Genomic DNA, 12,900 nt, shown 5'->3' with positions numbered 1-12,900 from the left:
CGCCCCCGCGCTCCGCTCAGCCGCGCACGGTTCCCCGTCAGGAGACGGGGAACCAAGCCGCGAGGCGCTTGGCGACGGTCGGGACGTCGATGTCGTCCTGCGCGACATCCTCGACGAACGGCCCCGCGACGGAGACGTGAGGCGGGCGGGTGGCCGCGCTGACGCCGTTGACGCGGAGGAAGAAGCGCATGGCGAGCCACGCTGTGCGTTTGTCGCCGTCGATCAGCGCGTGGTTGCGGGCGATCGAGTGCAGCAGGGCGGCGGCCTTCTCGTGGAGGGTGGGGTACAGCTCGGCACCGAACACGTGGGTCCGGGGCCGTTCGACCGCCGAGGGGAAGCCCCATGTCCCGCACGCTGTGGCTGGTGCCGTTGACCGCGCGGGCGATGGCGAGGATCTCGTCGATCTGCACATAGCGCACGTCGGTCACTTCAGGTAGTCCAGGATCTCCGCGTCGCTGTCCATCAGCTCTGCCAGGACGTCGTCGACCTTCAGCTCGGCCCGGTCCTGAGCCTCACGGATGGCCTCGATGGCAAGCTCCTGTTTGCTGCGGCCCTCGCGGCGCGCGCGTTCGGTGAGCTTCGCGTCGAGGTCGTCGGGGAGTCGGAGTGTCATTGCCATACGCCCGTGATACCGGGCTGGTACCAGGGCGCGTGCTGCCAGCCGCGCACCGGGCGTCACGCCGCCCCGTAGAACTTCTCCGTCTCCTCGACGGACCTCGCGAACCGTTCGTCGAAGTCGTCTCGAATGAGCGTCCGGACCACGTAGTCCTGGACGCTCATTCCTCTTTTCGCGGCGTGCGCCCGGAGCCGGTCGTGCAGCTCACCGTCTATCCGCAGGCTGAGCACTGTCGATCCCATGCGGGACAGGGTCCCGGCCGCTCACGGGGGACACCCGTCTTTCCGTCGTCCACTCACTCTTACGGGTGACCAATGGGTTTGGTGGTCGAGAGGTGGGGGAAGTGGGTGGTCTTTAGCTTGGGTAATGAGTTACTCTAACGAACATGCCGGACCTCTCCCATGGTGACGACGCCGTCGCCGTGAACGCCTTGCGCTCCGCTGTGATGCGCCTGTCCCGTCGACTCAAGCACCAGCGTGTCGACGAGTCGCTGAGCCCCACCGAAATGTCGGTGCTCGGTACCCTCGCCCGCTGCGGCCACGCCACTCCGGGCGAGCTGGCCCGCAAGGAGCACGTGCAGCCGCCGTCGATGACCCGCATCGTCGCGCTGCTTGAGGCCAAGGGCCTGGTCCGGCTCGAACCGCACCCCGAGGACCGCCGCCAGAAGGTGGTCACCCAGACCGAGACCGCCGAGGCCATGCTCGAAGAGAGCCGCCGCAAGCGGAACGCCTGGCTGGCCGGGCTGGTCGAGCACCTCGACGAGGACGAGTGGGCGCGCCTGCGCGCCGCCGCCCCCGTCCTGGAGAAGCTCGCCCACCTCTGAGCCGCCGAAGCCACCGGGGACCGCCGGCACCGAGCCGCCGGTCCCGCACCACCTCACACACCCTTCGTACGCAAAAGGAGGCGAACGCACTTTGAGTACGGGATCCGGAGCAGACTCCGCCCCCGCACCAACCACCCTCGACAAGCCTGAACCCCGCAAGTCCTCGATGTTCAGCTCGCTGAAGATCCGCAACTACCGGCTCTTCGCGACCGGCGCGGTCGTCTCGAACACCGGCACCTGGATGGCCCGCATCACCCAGGACTGGCTGGTGCTGAGCCTCACCGGCTCCTCCGCGGCCGTCGGTGTCACCACGGCCATGCAGTTCCTGCCGATGCTGCTCTTCGGCCTCTACGGCGGCGTGATCGCCGACCGCTTCGCCAAGCGGAACCTGCTCTTCTGCACTCAGGGCGCGATGAGCGTCAGCGGCCTCTTCCTCGCCGCGCTCACCCTCAGCGGGCACGTCCAGGTCTGGCACGTCTACGTGGCGGCCTTCTTCACCGGTCTCGTCACCGTCGTCGACAACCCGACGCGGCAGTCCTTCGTCTCCGAGATGGTCGGCCCCGACCAGGTCCGCAACGCCGTCTCGCTCAACTCGGCGAACTTCCAGTCCGCCCGCCTCATCGGCCCCGCCGTGGCGAGTGGCCTGACCGCGGCCGTCGGACCCGGCTGGGCGTTCCTCGCCAACGGCCTGTCCTTCCTCGCACCGCTCACCGGCCTGCTGCTGATGCGCCCCGACGAGCTGCACCCCACCCCGCGCAAGCCGCGCGGCAAGGGGCAGCTGCGGGAGGGCCTGAACTACGTCTCCCGGCACCCCGAGCTGATCTGGCCGATCGTCCTTGTCGGCTTCATCGGCACCTTCGGCTTCAACTTCCCGATCTGGATGAGCGCCTTCGCGGACGACGTCTTCCACGGCGGCGTCGGGATGTACGGACTGTTCAACACGCTGATGGCGCTCGGCTCGCTGGCCGGCGCGCTCCTCGCGGCCCGCCGCGGCACCTCGCGGCTGCGGCTGCTCGCCGGGGCGGCGATCGCCTTCGGCGTGCTCCAGATCGTGGCGGCCCTCGCCCCCGAGCTGTGGATGTTCGTCGCGCTGATCGTGCCCATCGGCATCCTCGGCCTGACGGTGAACGTCACCGCCAACTCCTCGGTGCAGATGGCGACCGACCCCGAGATGCGGGGCCGCGTCATGTCACTGTTCATGATGGTCTTCGTGGGCGGCACGCCGCTCGGCGGACCCCTCTTCGGCTGGCTCGCCGACGCCTACGGCGTGCGGCTCAGCATGGCCGTCGGCGGCCTGGTCTGCGCGCTCGCCGCGGTCGGGGTGGGCCTGATGCTGGCGCGCGCGGCGAACCTTCGGCTGAAGGTGGACCTGCGCCGCGGCAGGCAGCACCTGCGCTTCGTGCCGAGGGAGCGGGAGCTGACGACCGCGGCGTAGCCCGGCCTGGCGGCGGGCGTGCGGGGTGGCCCGGCCGGGCGGCGGGCGTGCCGAGGGCCCGCGACAGCTCTCCGAGCCGCGGGGAGACTCTCCCCATGAGACTCTTCGCCGCGGTTCTCCCTCCGGACGCCGTGACCTCCGAACTGGCCGCCGCCGCGGCCGGTTTGCGGAAGCTCCCTGGCGCCGAGGCCCTGCGCTGGGCGCCCCGCGACAGCTGGCACTTCACGCTGGCCTTCATGGCCGAGGTGCCCGAGGAGACCGTGCCTGACCTCACCGCCCGCCTGGAGCGGGCGGCGCACCGCACGCCGCCCTTCGCGCTCGCCCTGCGCGGAGGCGGGCACTTCGGGGACCGGGTGCTGTGGGCGGGGGCCACGGGTGACGCGGCGGCGCTGCGGCTGCTGGCGGCGCGGGCGGACGCGGCGGCGCGCAAGGCGGGCCTCCCGAGGGAGGAGCACCGGCCCTACCGCCCGCATCTCACGCTGGCGCGCGGCGGGGGAGAGACGGACCTCCGCCCGTACGCCGAAGCCCTCGCCCCCTTCGAGGGCGCGCCCTGGACGGTTCAGGAGCTGACGCTCGTACGCAGTGAGCTGCCGAGGAGCGGGGTGCCGGGCGAGCGGCCCCGGTACGAGACGATCGGGCGCTGGCCACTGGGAGGCGGCGCCCGGCTTCCGGGGGCGGCCGGTTAACCTCGACGGTGTGGACCCGAAGACCAGAAACCGGATCATGGCCGGTGTGCTCGTGATGATGTTCGTCGTGGTGGCGGTGGCGGCCGCGCTCGGCGGTTAGGGCCTGCCGCGGCCGCCCCGCTCACCCCGAGGGGCTACCAGGCGAAGGACTCCGGTGAGGGGCCCGGACCGGGGAAGATCTCGTCCAGCGCGTCGAGAACCTCCCGGGACAGCTCCAGCTCGACGGCGCGCAGCGCGGAGTCGAGCTGCTCGGCGGTGCGCGGGCCGAGGATCGGCGCGGTGACGCCGGGGCGCGTCAGCAGCCAGGCCAGGGCGACCTCGCCGGGCGCAAGGCCGTGCTTGTCAAGCAGGTCCTCGTACGCCTGGACCCGCGCGCGCACCTCCGGCTTGGCCAGCTCGGCCGCGGCCCGCCCGCCGCTGCGGCGCGCGCCCTCCGCCTTCTTCAGCGCGCCGCCCAGCAGGCCGCCGTGCAGCGGCGACCAGGGGATGACGCCGACGCCGTACTCCTGGGAGGCCGGGATGACCTCCATCTCGGCGTCGCGCACGGCGAGGTTGTACAGGCACTGCTCGCTGACGAGGCCGTAGCCGCCGCGGCGCGCCGCGGTCTCGTTGGCCTGGGCGATCTTGTAGCCGGGGAAGTTGGAGGACCCGGCGTAGAGGATCTTGCCCTGCTGGACCAGGACGTCGACGGCCTGCCAGATCTCCTCGACCGGCGTGTGCCGGTCGATGTGGTGGAACTGGTAGATGTCGATGTAGTCGGTCTGGAGCCGCTTGAGCGACCCCTCGACGGCGCGGCGGATGTTGAGCGCGGAGAGCCGGTCGTGGTTGGGCCAGACGGGCTCGCCGTCGGCGGTCATGTTCCCGTACACCTTGGTGGCGAGCACGACCTTGTCGCGCCGCTCGCCGCCCTGGGCGAACCAGGTTCCGATGATCTCCTCGGTGCGGCCCTTGCCCGCGCTCTGGCCGTACACGTTGGCGGTGTCGAAGTAGTTGACGCCCGCGTCGAGCGCGGTGTCCATGAGCGAGTGGCTGTCGGGTTCGTTGGTGAGCGGCCCGAAGTTCATGGTGCCGAGCGCGAGCCGGCTGACCTTGAGCCCTGTCCGTCCCAGCTGCGTGTACTTCATGAGGTCCTGGCCAAGGGGGTTGAGGGGCTGGGTTTAGAGGGCTCGGGTCAGTCGCGGCAGAAGTCGGAGGTGTCGAGGACGAGGCCGAGGGGGGTGTGGGTCAAGTCGACCTTTTCGCCGAAGTCGACGGTCGTCCGGACGTGGTAGTCATCGCCCTCGGGCTGAGTGTAGGCGTGGCATTTGCCCTTGTAGGGATCGACGATCAGGTAAACGGCGACGCCGGCGGTGGCGTATCCGGACTTCTTGGGGCCGTAGTCGTTCGGGCCCGTGCTCCGGGAGATCACTTCGGCGACGAACTCGACGTCGCCGCACAGGAAACCGCCCCGCTCCGTGCGTTCGGCACCCTCGGCGACCAGGGCCACGTCACTACAGAAGGCATTCAGCTCACCGGGGTAGTCGATGCGGACGTCGGACAGTGTGCGCTGACGCGGGTATTTGGTCCTCAACTGGTCGTAGACACCCGCGATGATGTCCCAGTGGTTGGCCCGCTGCGGCGTCATGTGGACGGCCCCATCGATGATGTCGATCTTGTATCCCTCGAGGAAGGGCCCCCGCTCAAGCGCCTCGAACATCTCGTCCAGGCGCGCGGTGTTGTTGTCGGCCATCTTGATCCTGTCGTCCACAAGAGTCATCGTGGCGCTCCTCCCCGGCTGCCTCTTTGGGTGGGCAGCCGCGCAGTACAACGATACGCACGGAGGCAAGGTCACGTCCGGTCACGAACCGCCCAGCCACCCCGCCGCGTCAAGGCGGAACGCCTCCGGCGGCACGACCGCGCGCAGGCCGGATTCCAGCTCGCCGAGCCGGTCCGCGCCGAGGGTCGCCGCCCACTCCGCCCGCAGCTCGTCGAAGACGACCGCCGAGCGGCGCAGCGCGTCGACGCCGTGCGGGGTCAGGCGGACCAGCTTGCGGCGGGCGTCGGCCGGGTCGTCGGCGCGGGCCGCGTAGCCGAGGGCGACGAGGCGGTCGACGGTCTTGCCCGCGGCCTGCTTGGAGACGCCGAGGCGGCGGCCGATCTCGCTGGCGGTCGCGCCCCGGGCCCCGATGGCCTGCATGGCGAAGCCGTGGGCGGGGCGCATGTCGGGGTGGCCCTGGTGGGCGAGTTCTGAGTGCAGGCGGTCGATGAGGGAGCGGAAGCCGGCGAGGAGGAGGAAGGGAAGTTCGTATCCCCTGCCTGCGCCCTCCTCTTCTCCTCCCGCATGTCCCTTGCGCTCATCGACAACCTGGTTTACCTTCATGTCGTCAACCATGTTGTCGATAGTAGGGGGAACACCATGTTCGTCGAGCACACCGTGGACACCGCGCCGGCCGAGTCCCGCCCCGCCATGGAGCGGGTGACCCAGGCCTTCGGCCAGCTCCCGAACGCGGTGGCGCGCCTCGCCGAGTCGCCGGAACTCCTCAACGGCTTCCTGGAGATGAGCGCGGCCTTCGACCGTACGACGCTGGAGCCCGTGGCCCGCGAGGTCGTCATCATGACGCTCGCGACGCGCAACGACTGCCACATCTGCGTCACCATGCACACCGGCAAGCTGCGCAAGCTGGGTGCGGGGACGGAGCTGATCACCGCCCTGCGCGAGCAGCGGGAGCTGCCGGACGAACGGCTCGAAGCCGTACGCCAGTTCACCCTGACAGTGCTGGCCACGGCGGGCGGCGTCCCCGACGAGGACGTGAAGGCGTTCCTCTCCCACGGCTACACCGAGCGCAACGCCCTCGAAGTCGTCCTCGGCCTCGGTGCGTACACGATGTCGACGCTCGCGAACCGGCTGACGCGAGCGACCTGACCGTCCTCACGCCCGGTAGACCAGGCGCCGCAGCACCGCCTCCACCGGGCCTCGCCGCCCCGCCCGCTCCAGGGCGTAGGCCCCGGCCACCGTCACCAGCCACACCCCGGTGGCGACCAGCGCCATCGTCGCGCTGGTCAGGTGTGCGCCCAGGCCGAGGCCCCAGGCGGCGAGGAGCGGGGCGAAGAGGAGCGAGTGCGTGAGGTAGCAGGACAGGGAGCGCTTGCCGACGGCGGAGACCGCGGTGACCGCCCGTGCGCCGCGCCTCGTCGGGCGCCGGGTCCACCAGTGGGCGAAGAGGGCGAGGGCGGCGACGTAGCCGAGGCCGGCGGCGTTCCCGGTGACGTCGCGCAGCAGGCTCAGCGCTCCCGTCTCGCTCTGCGCGTCGTCCGGTACGTCGAGTACGCCGATGTGGGCGAGGGCCGCCGGAAGGGCTCCGAGCCAGCCGACCGCGATGCCGAGCACCGCCGTGCGGCGCAGGAGGGGGAGGTGGTGGCCGGGTGCTTCGAGGATCCGGCGGCGCGCGGCCCAGAAGCCGAGCAGGAACACGGTGAAGCCGCCGCCGACGAGGGAGAGCGGCGCGGCGACGAACGTGACGAAGAGGCCGCTCTCCAGGCGGGTGCCGGCGGCGTCGAGCCAGCTCGGCTCGTCGGCGGCATAGGCGGCGGCGCCGGGTTCGGCACCCGCGTCGCCGAGCGACCCCAACTCGCCCCGCAGCCAGGCCGATACGACGGGCTCCAGCGCCCCGAAGAGCAGCAGCGCGGCGCCGATGCCGATCCACCACTTGAGCGCGCGGTCGCCCCGGCGCAGGAAGAGCAGGCCGAGGCCGAGGCTCAGCAGCCCGTAGTAGCCGACGATGTCGCCGGCCATCAGGAGCGTGGAGTGTGCGAGCCCGATCACGATCAGCCAGAGGCTGCGCCTGCGGAGGATCCGCGCGGCGTCGCGTCCCGAAGCTCCCGCGGAGGTCTGACGCAGGTAGAGCTGCGTCATGCCGTACCCGAAGAGGAAGGCGAACAGCGGGTACACCCGCATGTCGAGGGTGGTGATCATCGTGAACTGCACGGCGTGGTCGAGCGCCCCGCCGTCCACGGGCTGCCACCCGGAGGGCCCGCGCTCCGCCTTCCAGAGGTGGAAGCCCGTGTTGGACAGCACGATGAGCAGGAGCATCAGCCCTCGGGCCAGATCGGGGGCGAGGGCCCGCTCTGTCTTCGTGGTCTCGGTCGTCATGCCTGGACGGTAGGGAGACGGGTGGCCCGGCCGCGTCCGTCCAATGGCTAGGGAGCGGCGACCAAAGTGTCGGCGTACCGGTCAGGCAGTCGGTAGGCGTCCTGCCAGGCAGTCGGCAGGTGTGCCGGTCAGGCGTTCAGCGGCCGGCACTCGGTCCGGCTGCCGGCCACCATGAAGTACATCTTGTCGCGGGTGGCGGGGCCGTAGGCGCCGGTCGGGGGCACGCCCTCCTTGTTCTGCACCCACCTGAGGGCCGCCACCGTCCGCTGGCCGAAGATGCCGTCCACGGTGACGTCGCGCTGGTAGCGGTCGCAGTCCCGCAGGTTGCGCTGGAGCTGCGGCACCGCACCGCTGCTCCGAGTCCCCGCGGCCAGCTGACAGTTGATCGAGCCGCTCGCCGTGGAGAACACGTAGAGGCCCTGGTACTCCCGGTAGGTGGTGCAGGTCGGCAGGGCCGCCGCCTGCGTCGGGGCGGCGGTGGCCAGGGCCGCCCCCGCCAGGGAGGCCGCGGCGAGGACTCCGATCAGTGAGCGCTTCATGAGTACGTCCCGTCCGTGAGGTGGACCGCCGGCGGCTGCTCGTGGCGGCAGGGCATCAGGGTCGCCCACAGCACAGGACGTACGCGTCAAACCAGCGGTGTAACGGCCCGTAAACCTGAGCCGTACCGCGTCCGGTAGCGCCCCGGCGTCGTCCCGAACGTCCGGGTGAACGCGTGGGAGAGGGCGTACGGCGAGCCGTAGCCCACCCGGCGCGCCACCGTCTCCAGCGGGTCCGTCGTGTCGCGCAGGAGCGTGGCCGCCCGGGTCATGCGCCACCAGGTGAGGTAGGCCATCGGGGCGCGGCCCACCAGGGCCGTGAAGCGGCGGGCGAGCGTGGCGCGGGAGACGCCCGTGCGGGCGGCCAGCCGGTCGTTGCTCCACGGGGCCTCGGGGGCCGAGTGCAGAAGGCGCAGGGCCTCGGCGACCACCGGGTCGCCGAGCGCGGCGGGCCAGCGGGCGGCGGCGGACGCGGGCGGGCCGTCCGTCGTCCAGGCCCGCACCATGTAGACGAGGAGCAGGTCCAGGAGGCCGGGGACGGCCACGTCCGCGCCGGGGCGCGCCGCGCCCGTCTCCCGGCCCAGCAGGCCGATCGCCGCCCCCAGCTCCGGGTGGCGCCCCTCCCGCCGGGGCAGGTGCACGACCTCCGGCAGCTCGGCGAGCAGCGGGTGGGCGTGGCGGCCGTCGAAGCGGTACTTGCCGCAGAGCAACTCCGTTGCCGCGCCCTGCTGTTCGCCCTCCGTCTCCGGCTGCCGCCACCGCTCGAAGGGCACCGCACGTGCGACGGTGTGCGCGTCGGCGGGGGCGTCCGCGAGCACGTGTCCCGCCCCGCGCGGCAGCAGCACCGCATCGCCCGTCGCCAGCGTGAACGGCGCGCTCCCGTCGTCCGGCAGCAGCCAGCAGCCGCCCTCCAGGACCACGTGGAAGCCCACCCCGTCGTAGGCGGGCAGCCGACTGCACCACGAGCCCGAGGCCCTGACCCGGTGGGCGTCGGGCCGCCCGATCCGCGCGGCCGCGATCGCGTCGCTGACTACATCCATGAGGGCAGCGTAGAGGGGCGCTGGTGAGGCGTACGCGTATTCAGATGAGCGTTGGGGGCATTGAGGCGCTCAGCGCCCGGTCCCTACGGTCGTACGCATGGACATGAAGATGATGTGGGGCGAGGTCGAGGTCCGCAGGGTCGTGGAGCTGGAGGCGCCCTTCCTCCCGGCCGCCGCGCTCGTGCCCGGAGTGCCCGAGGGGGTGTGGCGCGCGAACGAGGACTGGCTCGCGCCCGACTTCTGGGACCCCGCCAGTGGCCGGACCGTGGCGGCCGTGCAGACCTGGGTGCTCAGGAGCGAGGGGAGGACCATCCTCGTCGACACCGGGGTCGGCAACGGCCGGGAACGGCCCGACGCGCCGCACTTCGCGCACCTCGACACCGACTTCCTCGCCCGCCTCGCCGCCGCCGGAGTCCGCCCCGAGGACGTCGACGTCGTCGTCAACACCCATCTGCACGCCGACCACGTGGGTTGGAACACCCGCGCGGGGGACGGCGGTTGGGTGCCGGCCTTCCCCAACGCCACCTACCTCATGCCCGCCGCCGACCACGCCCACTTCGGCCCGCGGGGCGCGGACGAGGAGAGCCGCGACCCGGTCTTCGCGGACAGTGTCGCGCCGGTGGACCGGGCCGGTCAGACGCTGCTGTGGAGCGGCACCCACCGGATCGACGCCCACCTCACCCTGGAGGCCGCGCCCGGCCACACCCCCGGCTCGTCCGTCCTGCGCCTCGCCTCGGGCACCGACCGGGCCGTCTTCGTCGGTGACCTGCTGCACACCCCGGTGCAGATCCTCGAACCCGGCCACAGCAGCTGCCTGTGCGCCGACCCGCGGGAGGCCGCCGCGACCCGGGTGCGGATCCTCGGGCGGGCCGCGGACGAGCGGGAGCTGGTGGTCCCGGCGCACTTCCGGGGCGCGGGCGCCGCCGAGGTCCGGCGGGACGGGGCGAAGTTCGCGGTCAGCCGGTGGGCCGCGTGAGCAGCGGCGCGTAGGGGCCGCCGATGCCCCACGCCTGCCCCAGCGCGTCCGCGAAGGCCCCGGCCAGCTTGTGCTCGCCGCTCGTGTTCGGGTGCGTGCCGTCGTAGGTGTCGAGGTGGATGTCGTACGACGGCGGGGACGAGGCCAGGAGGAGGGGGGAGGAGCCCGTGTCCAGGTCGGCGACGGTCTTCGCGAGGAGTTCGTTGAAGCGGGCCACCTCGGCGGCGAAGGGCGCGTCCGACTCGGCGCGGATGTTCGGTATGACGGGGAGCAGGACCATGCGTATGTGCGGGCGGGCCGAGCGGGCCCGGCCGATGAACGCGCGGACGTTCGCGGCCGTCTGCTCCGCGTTCGTGTAGAAGCCGAGGTCGATCAGGCCCAGCGAGATCAGCAGGACGTCCGCGGGGTCGCGGGCCAGCGCGCCGGCCACCCGCGGCGCCATGTGCAGCCAGCCCTCGCCCCAGCCCGCGAGGTGGTGGCGGGGGAAGTCCGGGTCCGCGTCGGCGTAGTCGTGGGAGAGGGGTTCCCCCGCGGACTGGTCGTAGAGGGTGTCGCGGGGCCCCACCACCGCGAAGCCCCCGTCGCCGAGGGTGTCGCGCAGGTGCTGCCACATCCGGTAGCGCCAGGTGTGTTCACCGGCGCTTCCGATCGTCATCGAGTCGCCGACGAACATGAACCTGAGCATCCGCACATCATCGCGGATCACGCCCGCCACCTGCGATGTGAGGCTGAGCACCCCGGCTCGCCGCGCGGATGGCACGCTTGGGCCCATGCGTTCGCTTCGGGCTGTTCCCTCTGTCCTCCTCGCCGGTGCCGTGCTGCTCCTGACCGCGGCGGGGCCCGCCGCGGCCGACGACCACGAGGGGTTCACCATCAAGGACCCGCGGATCGTCGAGTCCAGCGGCCTCGCCGCGTCCCGCGCCCACCCCGGGATCTACTGGACGCACAACGACCAGGACAAGGGCGCCTTCCTGTACGCGGTCGACTCACGGACGGGCAAGACCGTCGCCACCGTCACGATGACCGGCGTGGGCGCCCCGCGCGATGTCGAGGCGATCTCGGTCGGCGCCGACGGCAACCTCTACGTCGGCGACATCGGCGACAACCTCGGCGGCACCTGGTCGAACGTGTGGATCTACAAGCTGCCCGAGCCGAAGACGCTCAAGGACCAGACGGTCCGCGCCACGCAGTACGTCGTGAAGTACGCCGACGGGGCGCGGGACGCGGAGGCGCTGATGGTGCATCCGAAGACCGGGCGGATCTACATCGCCGACAAGAAGGAGGAGGGCGGCAGCCTCTATGAGGGGCCCGCCGAGATGTCCGCCTCCAGGACGAACGTCTTCAAGCGCGTCGCCGCCACCGACCTGTGGGTGACCGACGGCGCCTTCTCGCCCGACGGACGGCAGCTGGCCCTGCGCGGGTACTTCGGCGGGGTCTCCTACGCGTGGAAGGGCGAGGGCGAGAAGCCCGCGCGGGAGGGGCGCCTCAGCGTCCCCATCCAGCGGCAGGGCGAGTCGATCACGTACACCCCGGACGGCACGACCCTGATGTACGGCACCGAGGGCGCGCAGAGCGAGGTCACGCCCGTGGAGGTGCCGGGGAAGGGCGGCGACTCCGGCTCGGGTACGGGGGGCGGGAGTTCGGACGGCGGTGACGCGGGGCCCGGCGGGTTCGGCGGGGACCTGAGGACGGGCGCCGTCGCGGTCGTCGCCGTGCTGCTCGCCTTCTTCGGCCTGAAGCGGCTGCTGCGCAAACGCTGAGCCCGCAGGCTCCTCCGCCTCGTCGGTCTCTTCAGGCGGCCTGTCCGCGCCGGGCGACCAGGACGTCCAGGCCGTCCAGGAGGCGCTGGAGCCCGAACTCGAAGTGGTCGAAGTCCGGGCCGAACGCGTCCTCGCCCAGCGTCGCGAGGGACGGATAGCGGCCGCTCTTCATGACCTCCTCCAGGACCGGCGTCTGCGCCTCCCAGAACGCCTGGTCGGAGAGGCCGGTCCGCTGCTCGGCCTCCATCTCGTGCACCTGGGTGCGGGCGGCCCCGGTGACGTACCCCTCGACCATGACGATGACGCCGATCAGCTCGGGGTCGGTCAGCCCCATCGGCCTGATCCGCGACAGGGTCCGGTCGAGGCCGCCGACCGCGCCGGGGCCGAGCACCGGGCGGGCCTGGTTGACGTGGAGCAGCCAGGGGTGGCGGCGGTAGAGGGAGAGGGTCTCGCGGGCGTACGTCTCGACGCCCTCGCGCCAGCCGCCGGTCCAGGGGCCCTCCTCCTCCGGCGGGGTGTAGACGCGGTCGAGCATCAGGTCCAGCAGGCTGCCCTTGCCGGGGAGGTAGCGGTAGAGGGACATCGTGCCCGTGCCCAGCTCCGTGGACAGGCGGCGCATCGAGACCGCCGAGATCCCCTCGGCGTCGGCGAGGCGTACCGCCTCGGTGACGATCCGGTCGAGGGTGAGGGCCGGCTTCGGCCCGCGCGCCGGGCGCCCGCTCCCCTCCCAGAGCAGCTCCAGACTGCGGGTGATGTCGCTGCCGGTGCGCCGGTCGTCGCCGCCGTTCTTGCTCGTCATGGGCTCACCCTAATCGCCCGTACTGGAATTGGGTACACCGTACCCACGAAACTGGGTACGGTGTACCCGACGAACTGAGTACGGTGTACTCTCAAATGAG

At 71.9% G+C, this 12,900-nt stretch carries 16 protein-coding genes and 1 pseudogene; 6 read left to right on the top strand and 11 right to left on the bottom strand.

Translation table 11 applies throughout. The features are described from left to right. Window positions 1-37: 37 nt before the first annotated feature. The 3 genes and pseudogenes from CP975_RS15485 to CP975_RS15475 all read right to left on the bottom strand — a co-directional run bounded on the left by CP975_RS15485 (window position 38) and on the right by CP975_RS15475 (window position 858). A pseudogene (locus CP975_RS15485) lies at window positions 38-428 on the bottom strand (type II toxin-antitoxin system death-on-curing family toxin). Continuing rightward, a complete protein-coding gene (locus CP975_RS15480) occupies window positions 425-619 on the bottom strand; it encodes a ribbon-helix-helix protein, CopG family (protein WP_030862426.1) in 195 nt (64 codons plus the stop codon). The pseudogene CP975_RS15485 and the gene CP975_RS15480 overlap by 4 nt, the downstream one beginning before the upstream one ends. Window positions 620-675: 56 nt before the next feature. Then, complete coding sequence (locus tag CP975_RS15475) at window positions 676-858, bottom strand: toxin-antitoxin system HicB family antitoxin (protein WP_150477011.1); 183 nt, start codon at window positions 856-858, stop codon at window positions 676-678. A 143-nt stretch (window positions 859-1,001) separates the two neighbouring features. Here CP975_RS15475 and CP975_RS15470 point away from each other — a divergent pair, with 143 nt between their 5' ends. From CP975_RS15470 to thpR, 3 genes are all read left to right on the top strand, one after another. Next, on the top strand, window positions 1,002-1,439 hold the full coding sequence (locus tag CP975_RS15470; protein ID WP_055532087.1) for a MarR family winged helix-turn-helix transcriptional regulator: 438 nt from the start codon (window positions 1,002-1,004) through the stop codon (window positions 1,437-1,439). 91 nt (window positions 1,440-1,530) lie between these two features. Continuing rightward, window positions 1,531-2,874, top strand: coding sequence for an MFS transporter (locus CP975_RS15465; protein ID WP_150477010.1), 1,344 nt, complete (start codon window positions 1,531-1,533; stop codon window positions 2,872-2,874). Window positions 2,875-2,969: 95 nt separating this feature from the next. Continuing rightward, window positions 2,970-3,560 carry an RNA 2',3'-cyclic phosphodiesterase gene (gene thpR / locus CP975_RS15460; RefSeq protein ID WP_055532091.1) on the top strand — a complete coding sequence of 197 codons (591 nt, stop codon included), beginning with the start codon at window positions 2,970-2,972 and terminating at the stop codon, window positions 3,558-3,560. Between the two features lie 134 nt (window positions 3,561-3,694). Here the strand turns inward: thpR and CP975_RS15455 are convergent, their stop codons facing one another. The 3 genes from CP975_RS15455 to CP975_RS15445 all read right to left on the bottom strand — a co-directional run bounded on the left by CP975_RS15455 (window position 3,695) and on the right by CP975_RS15445 (window position 5,931). Continuing rightward, window positions 3,695-4,684: an aldo/keto reductase gene (locus CP975_RS15455; RefSeq protein WP_055532093.1), complete on the bottom strand. Its 990-nt coding sequence runs from the start codon at window positions 4,682-4,684 to the stop codon at window positions 3,695-3,697. A 47-nt stretch (window positions 4,685-4,731) separates the two neighbouring features. Beyond that, window positions 4,732-5,316, bottom strand: coding sequence for a Uma2 family endonuclease (locus CP975_RS15450; protein WP_055532095.1), 585 nt, complete (start codon window positions 5,314-5,316; stop codon window positions 4,732-4,734). A gap of 81 nt (window positions 5,317-5,397) precedes the next feature. Continuing rightward, window positions 5,398-5,931 carry a MarR family winged helix-turn-helix transcriptional regulator gene (locus tag CP975_RS15445; RefSeq protein WP_150477009.1) on the bottom strand — a complete coding sequence of 178 codons (534 nt, stop codon included), beginning with the start codon at window positions 5,929-5,931 and terminating at the stop codon, window positions 5,398-5,400. 24 nt (window positions 5,932-5,955) lie between these two features. Here CP975_RS15445 and CP975_RS15440 point away from each other — a divergent pair, with 24 nt between their 5' ends. Next, window positions 5,956-6,462 carry a carboxymuconolactone decarboxylase family protein gene (locus tag CP975_RS15440; RefSeq protein ID WP_055532097.1) on the top strand — a complete coding sequence of 169 codons (507 nt, stop codon included), beginning with the start codon at window positions 5,956-5,958 and terminating at the stop codon, window positions 6,460-6,462. Window positions 6,463-6,468: 6 nt separating this feature from the next. On the opposite strand, the gene CP975_RS15435 is transcribed toward CP975_RS15440, so the two are convergent. From CP975_RS15435 to CP975_RS15425, 3 genes are all read right to left on the bottom strand, one after another. Then, window positions 6,469-7,689 (bottom strand): DUF418 domain-containing protein, encoded by a 1,221-nt coding sequence (locus CP975_RS15435; protein WP_055532099.1) that lies wholly within the window; start codon window positions 7,687-7,689, stop codon window positions 6,469-6,471. Window positions 7,690-7,817: 128 nt separating this feature from the next. Continuing rightward, window positions 7,818-8,228 (bottom strand): peptidoglycan-binding domain-containing protein, encoded by a 411-nt coding sequence (locus CP975_RS15430; protein WP_055532101.1) that lies wholly within the window; start codon window positions 8,226-8,228, stop codon window positions 7,818-7,820. Between the two features lie 86 nt (window positions 8,229-8,314). Beyond that, a complete protein-coding gene (locus CP975_RS15425; protein WP_055532103.1) occupies window positions 8,315-9,265 on the bottom strand; it encodes an AraC family transcriptional regulator in 951 nt (316 codons plus the stop codon). A gap of 97 nt (window positions 9,266-9,362) precedes the next feature. Here CP975_RS15425 and CP975_RS15420 point away from each other — a divergent pair, with 97 nt between their 5' ends. Next, window positions 9,363-10,241 (top strand): MBL fold metallo-hydrolase, encoded by an 879-nt coding sequence (locus CP975_RS15420; RefSeq protein ID WP_055532105.1) that lies wholly within the window; start codon window positions 9,363-9,365, stop codon window positions 10,239-10,241. Here the strand turns inward: CP975_RS15420 and CP975_RS15415 are convergent. Then, window positions 10,222-10,926, bottom strand: a complete 705-nt coding sequence (locus tag CP975_RS15415) for a GDSL-type esterase/lipase family protein (RefSeq protein WP_055532127.1) — start codon at window positions 10,924-10,926, stop codon at window positions 10,222-10,224. The two genes, CP975_RS15420 and CP975_RS15415, sit on opposite strands and share 20 nt — an antisense overlap. A gap of 85 nt (window positions 10,927-11,011) precedes the next feature. Between CP975_RS15415 and CP975_RS15410 the strand changes: the two genes are divergently transcribed. Next, complete coding sequence (locus tag CP975_RS15410; RefSeq protein WP_055532106.1) at window positions 11,012-12,001, top strand: hypothetical protein; 990 nt, start codon at window positions 11,012-11,014, stop codon at window positions 11,999-12,001. Window positions 12,002-12,032: 31 nt separating this feature from the next. Here CP975_RS15410 and CP975_RS15405 read toward each other — a convergent pair whose 3' ends face one another. After that, on the bottom strand, window positions 12,033-12,800 hold the full coding sequence (locus CP975_RS15405) for a TetR/AcrR family transcriptional regulator (RefSeq protein ID WP_055532109.1): 768 nt from the start codon (window positions 12,798-12,800) through the stop codon (window positions 12,033-12,035). Window positions 12,801-12,900: the final 100 nt, after the last annotated feature.

The organism is Streptomyces alboniger, assembly GCF_008704395.1.
GTDB classification, from domain to species: Bacteria; Actinomycetota; Actinomycetes; order Streptomycetales; family Streptomycetaceae; genus Streptomyces; species Streptomyces alboniger.
The sequence above is the reverse complement of the archived record's forward strand: the minus strand, read 5'-3'. Positions and strand labels throughout refer to the sequence as shown.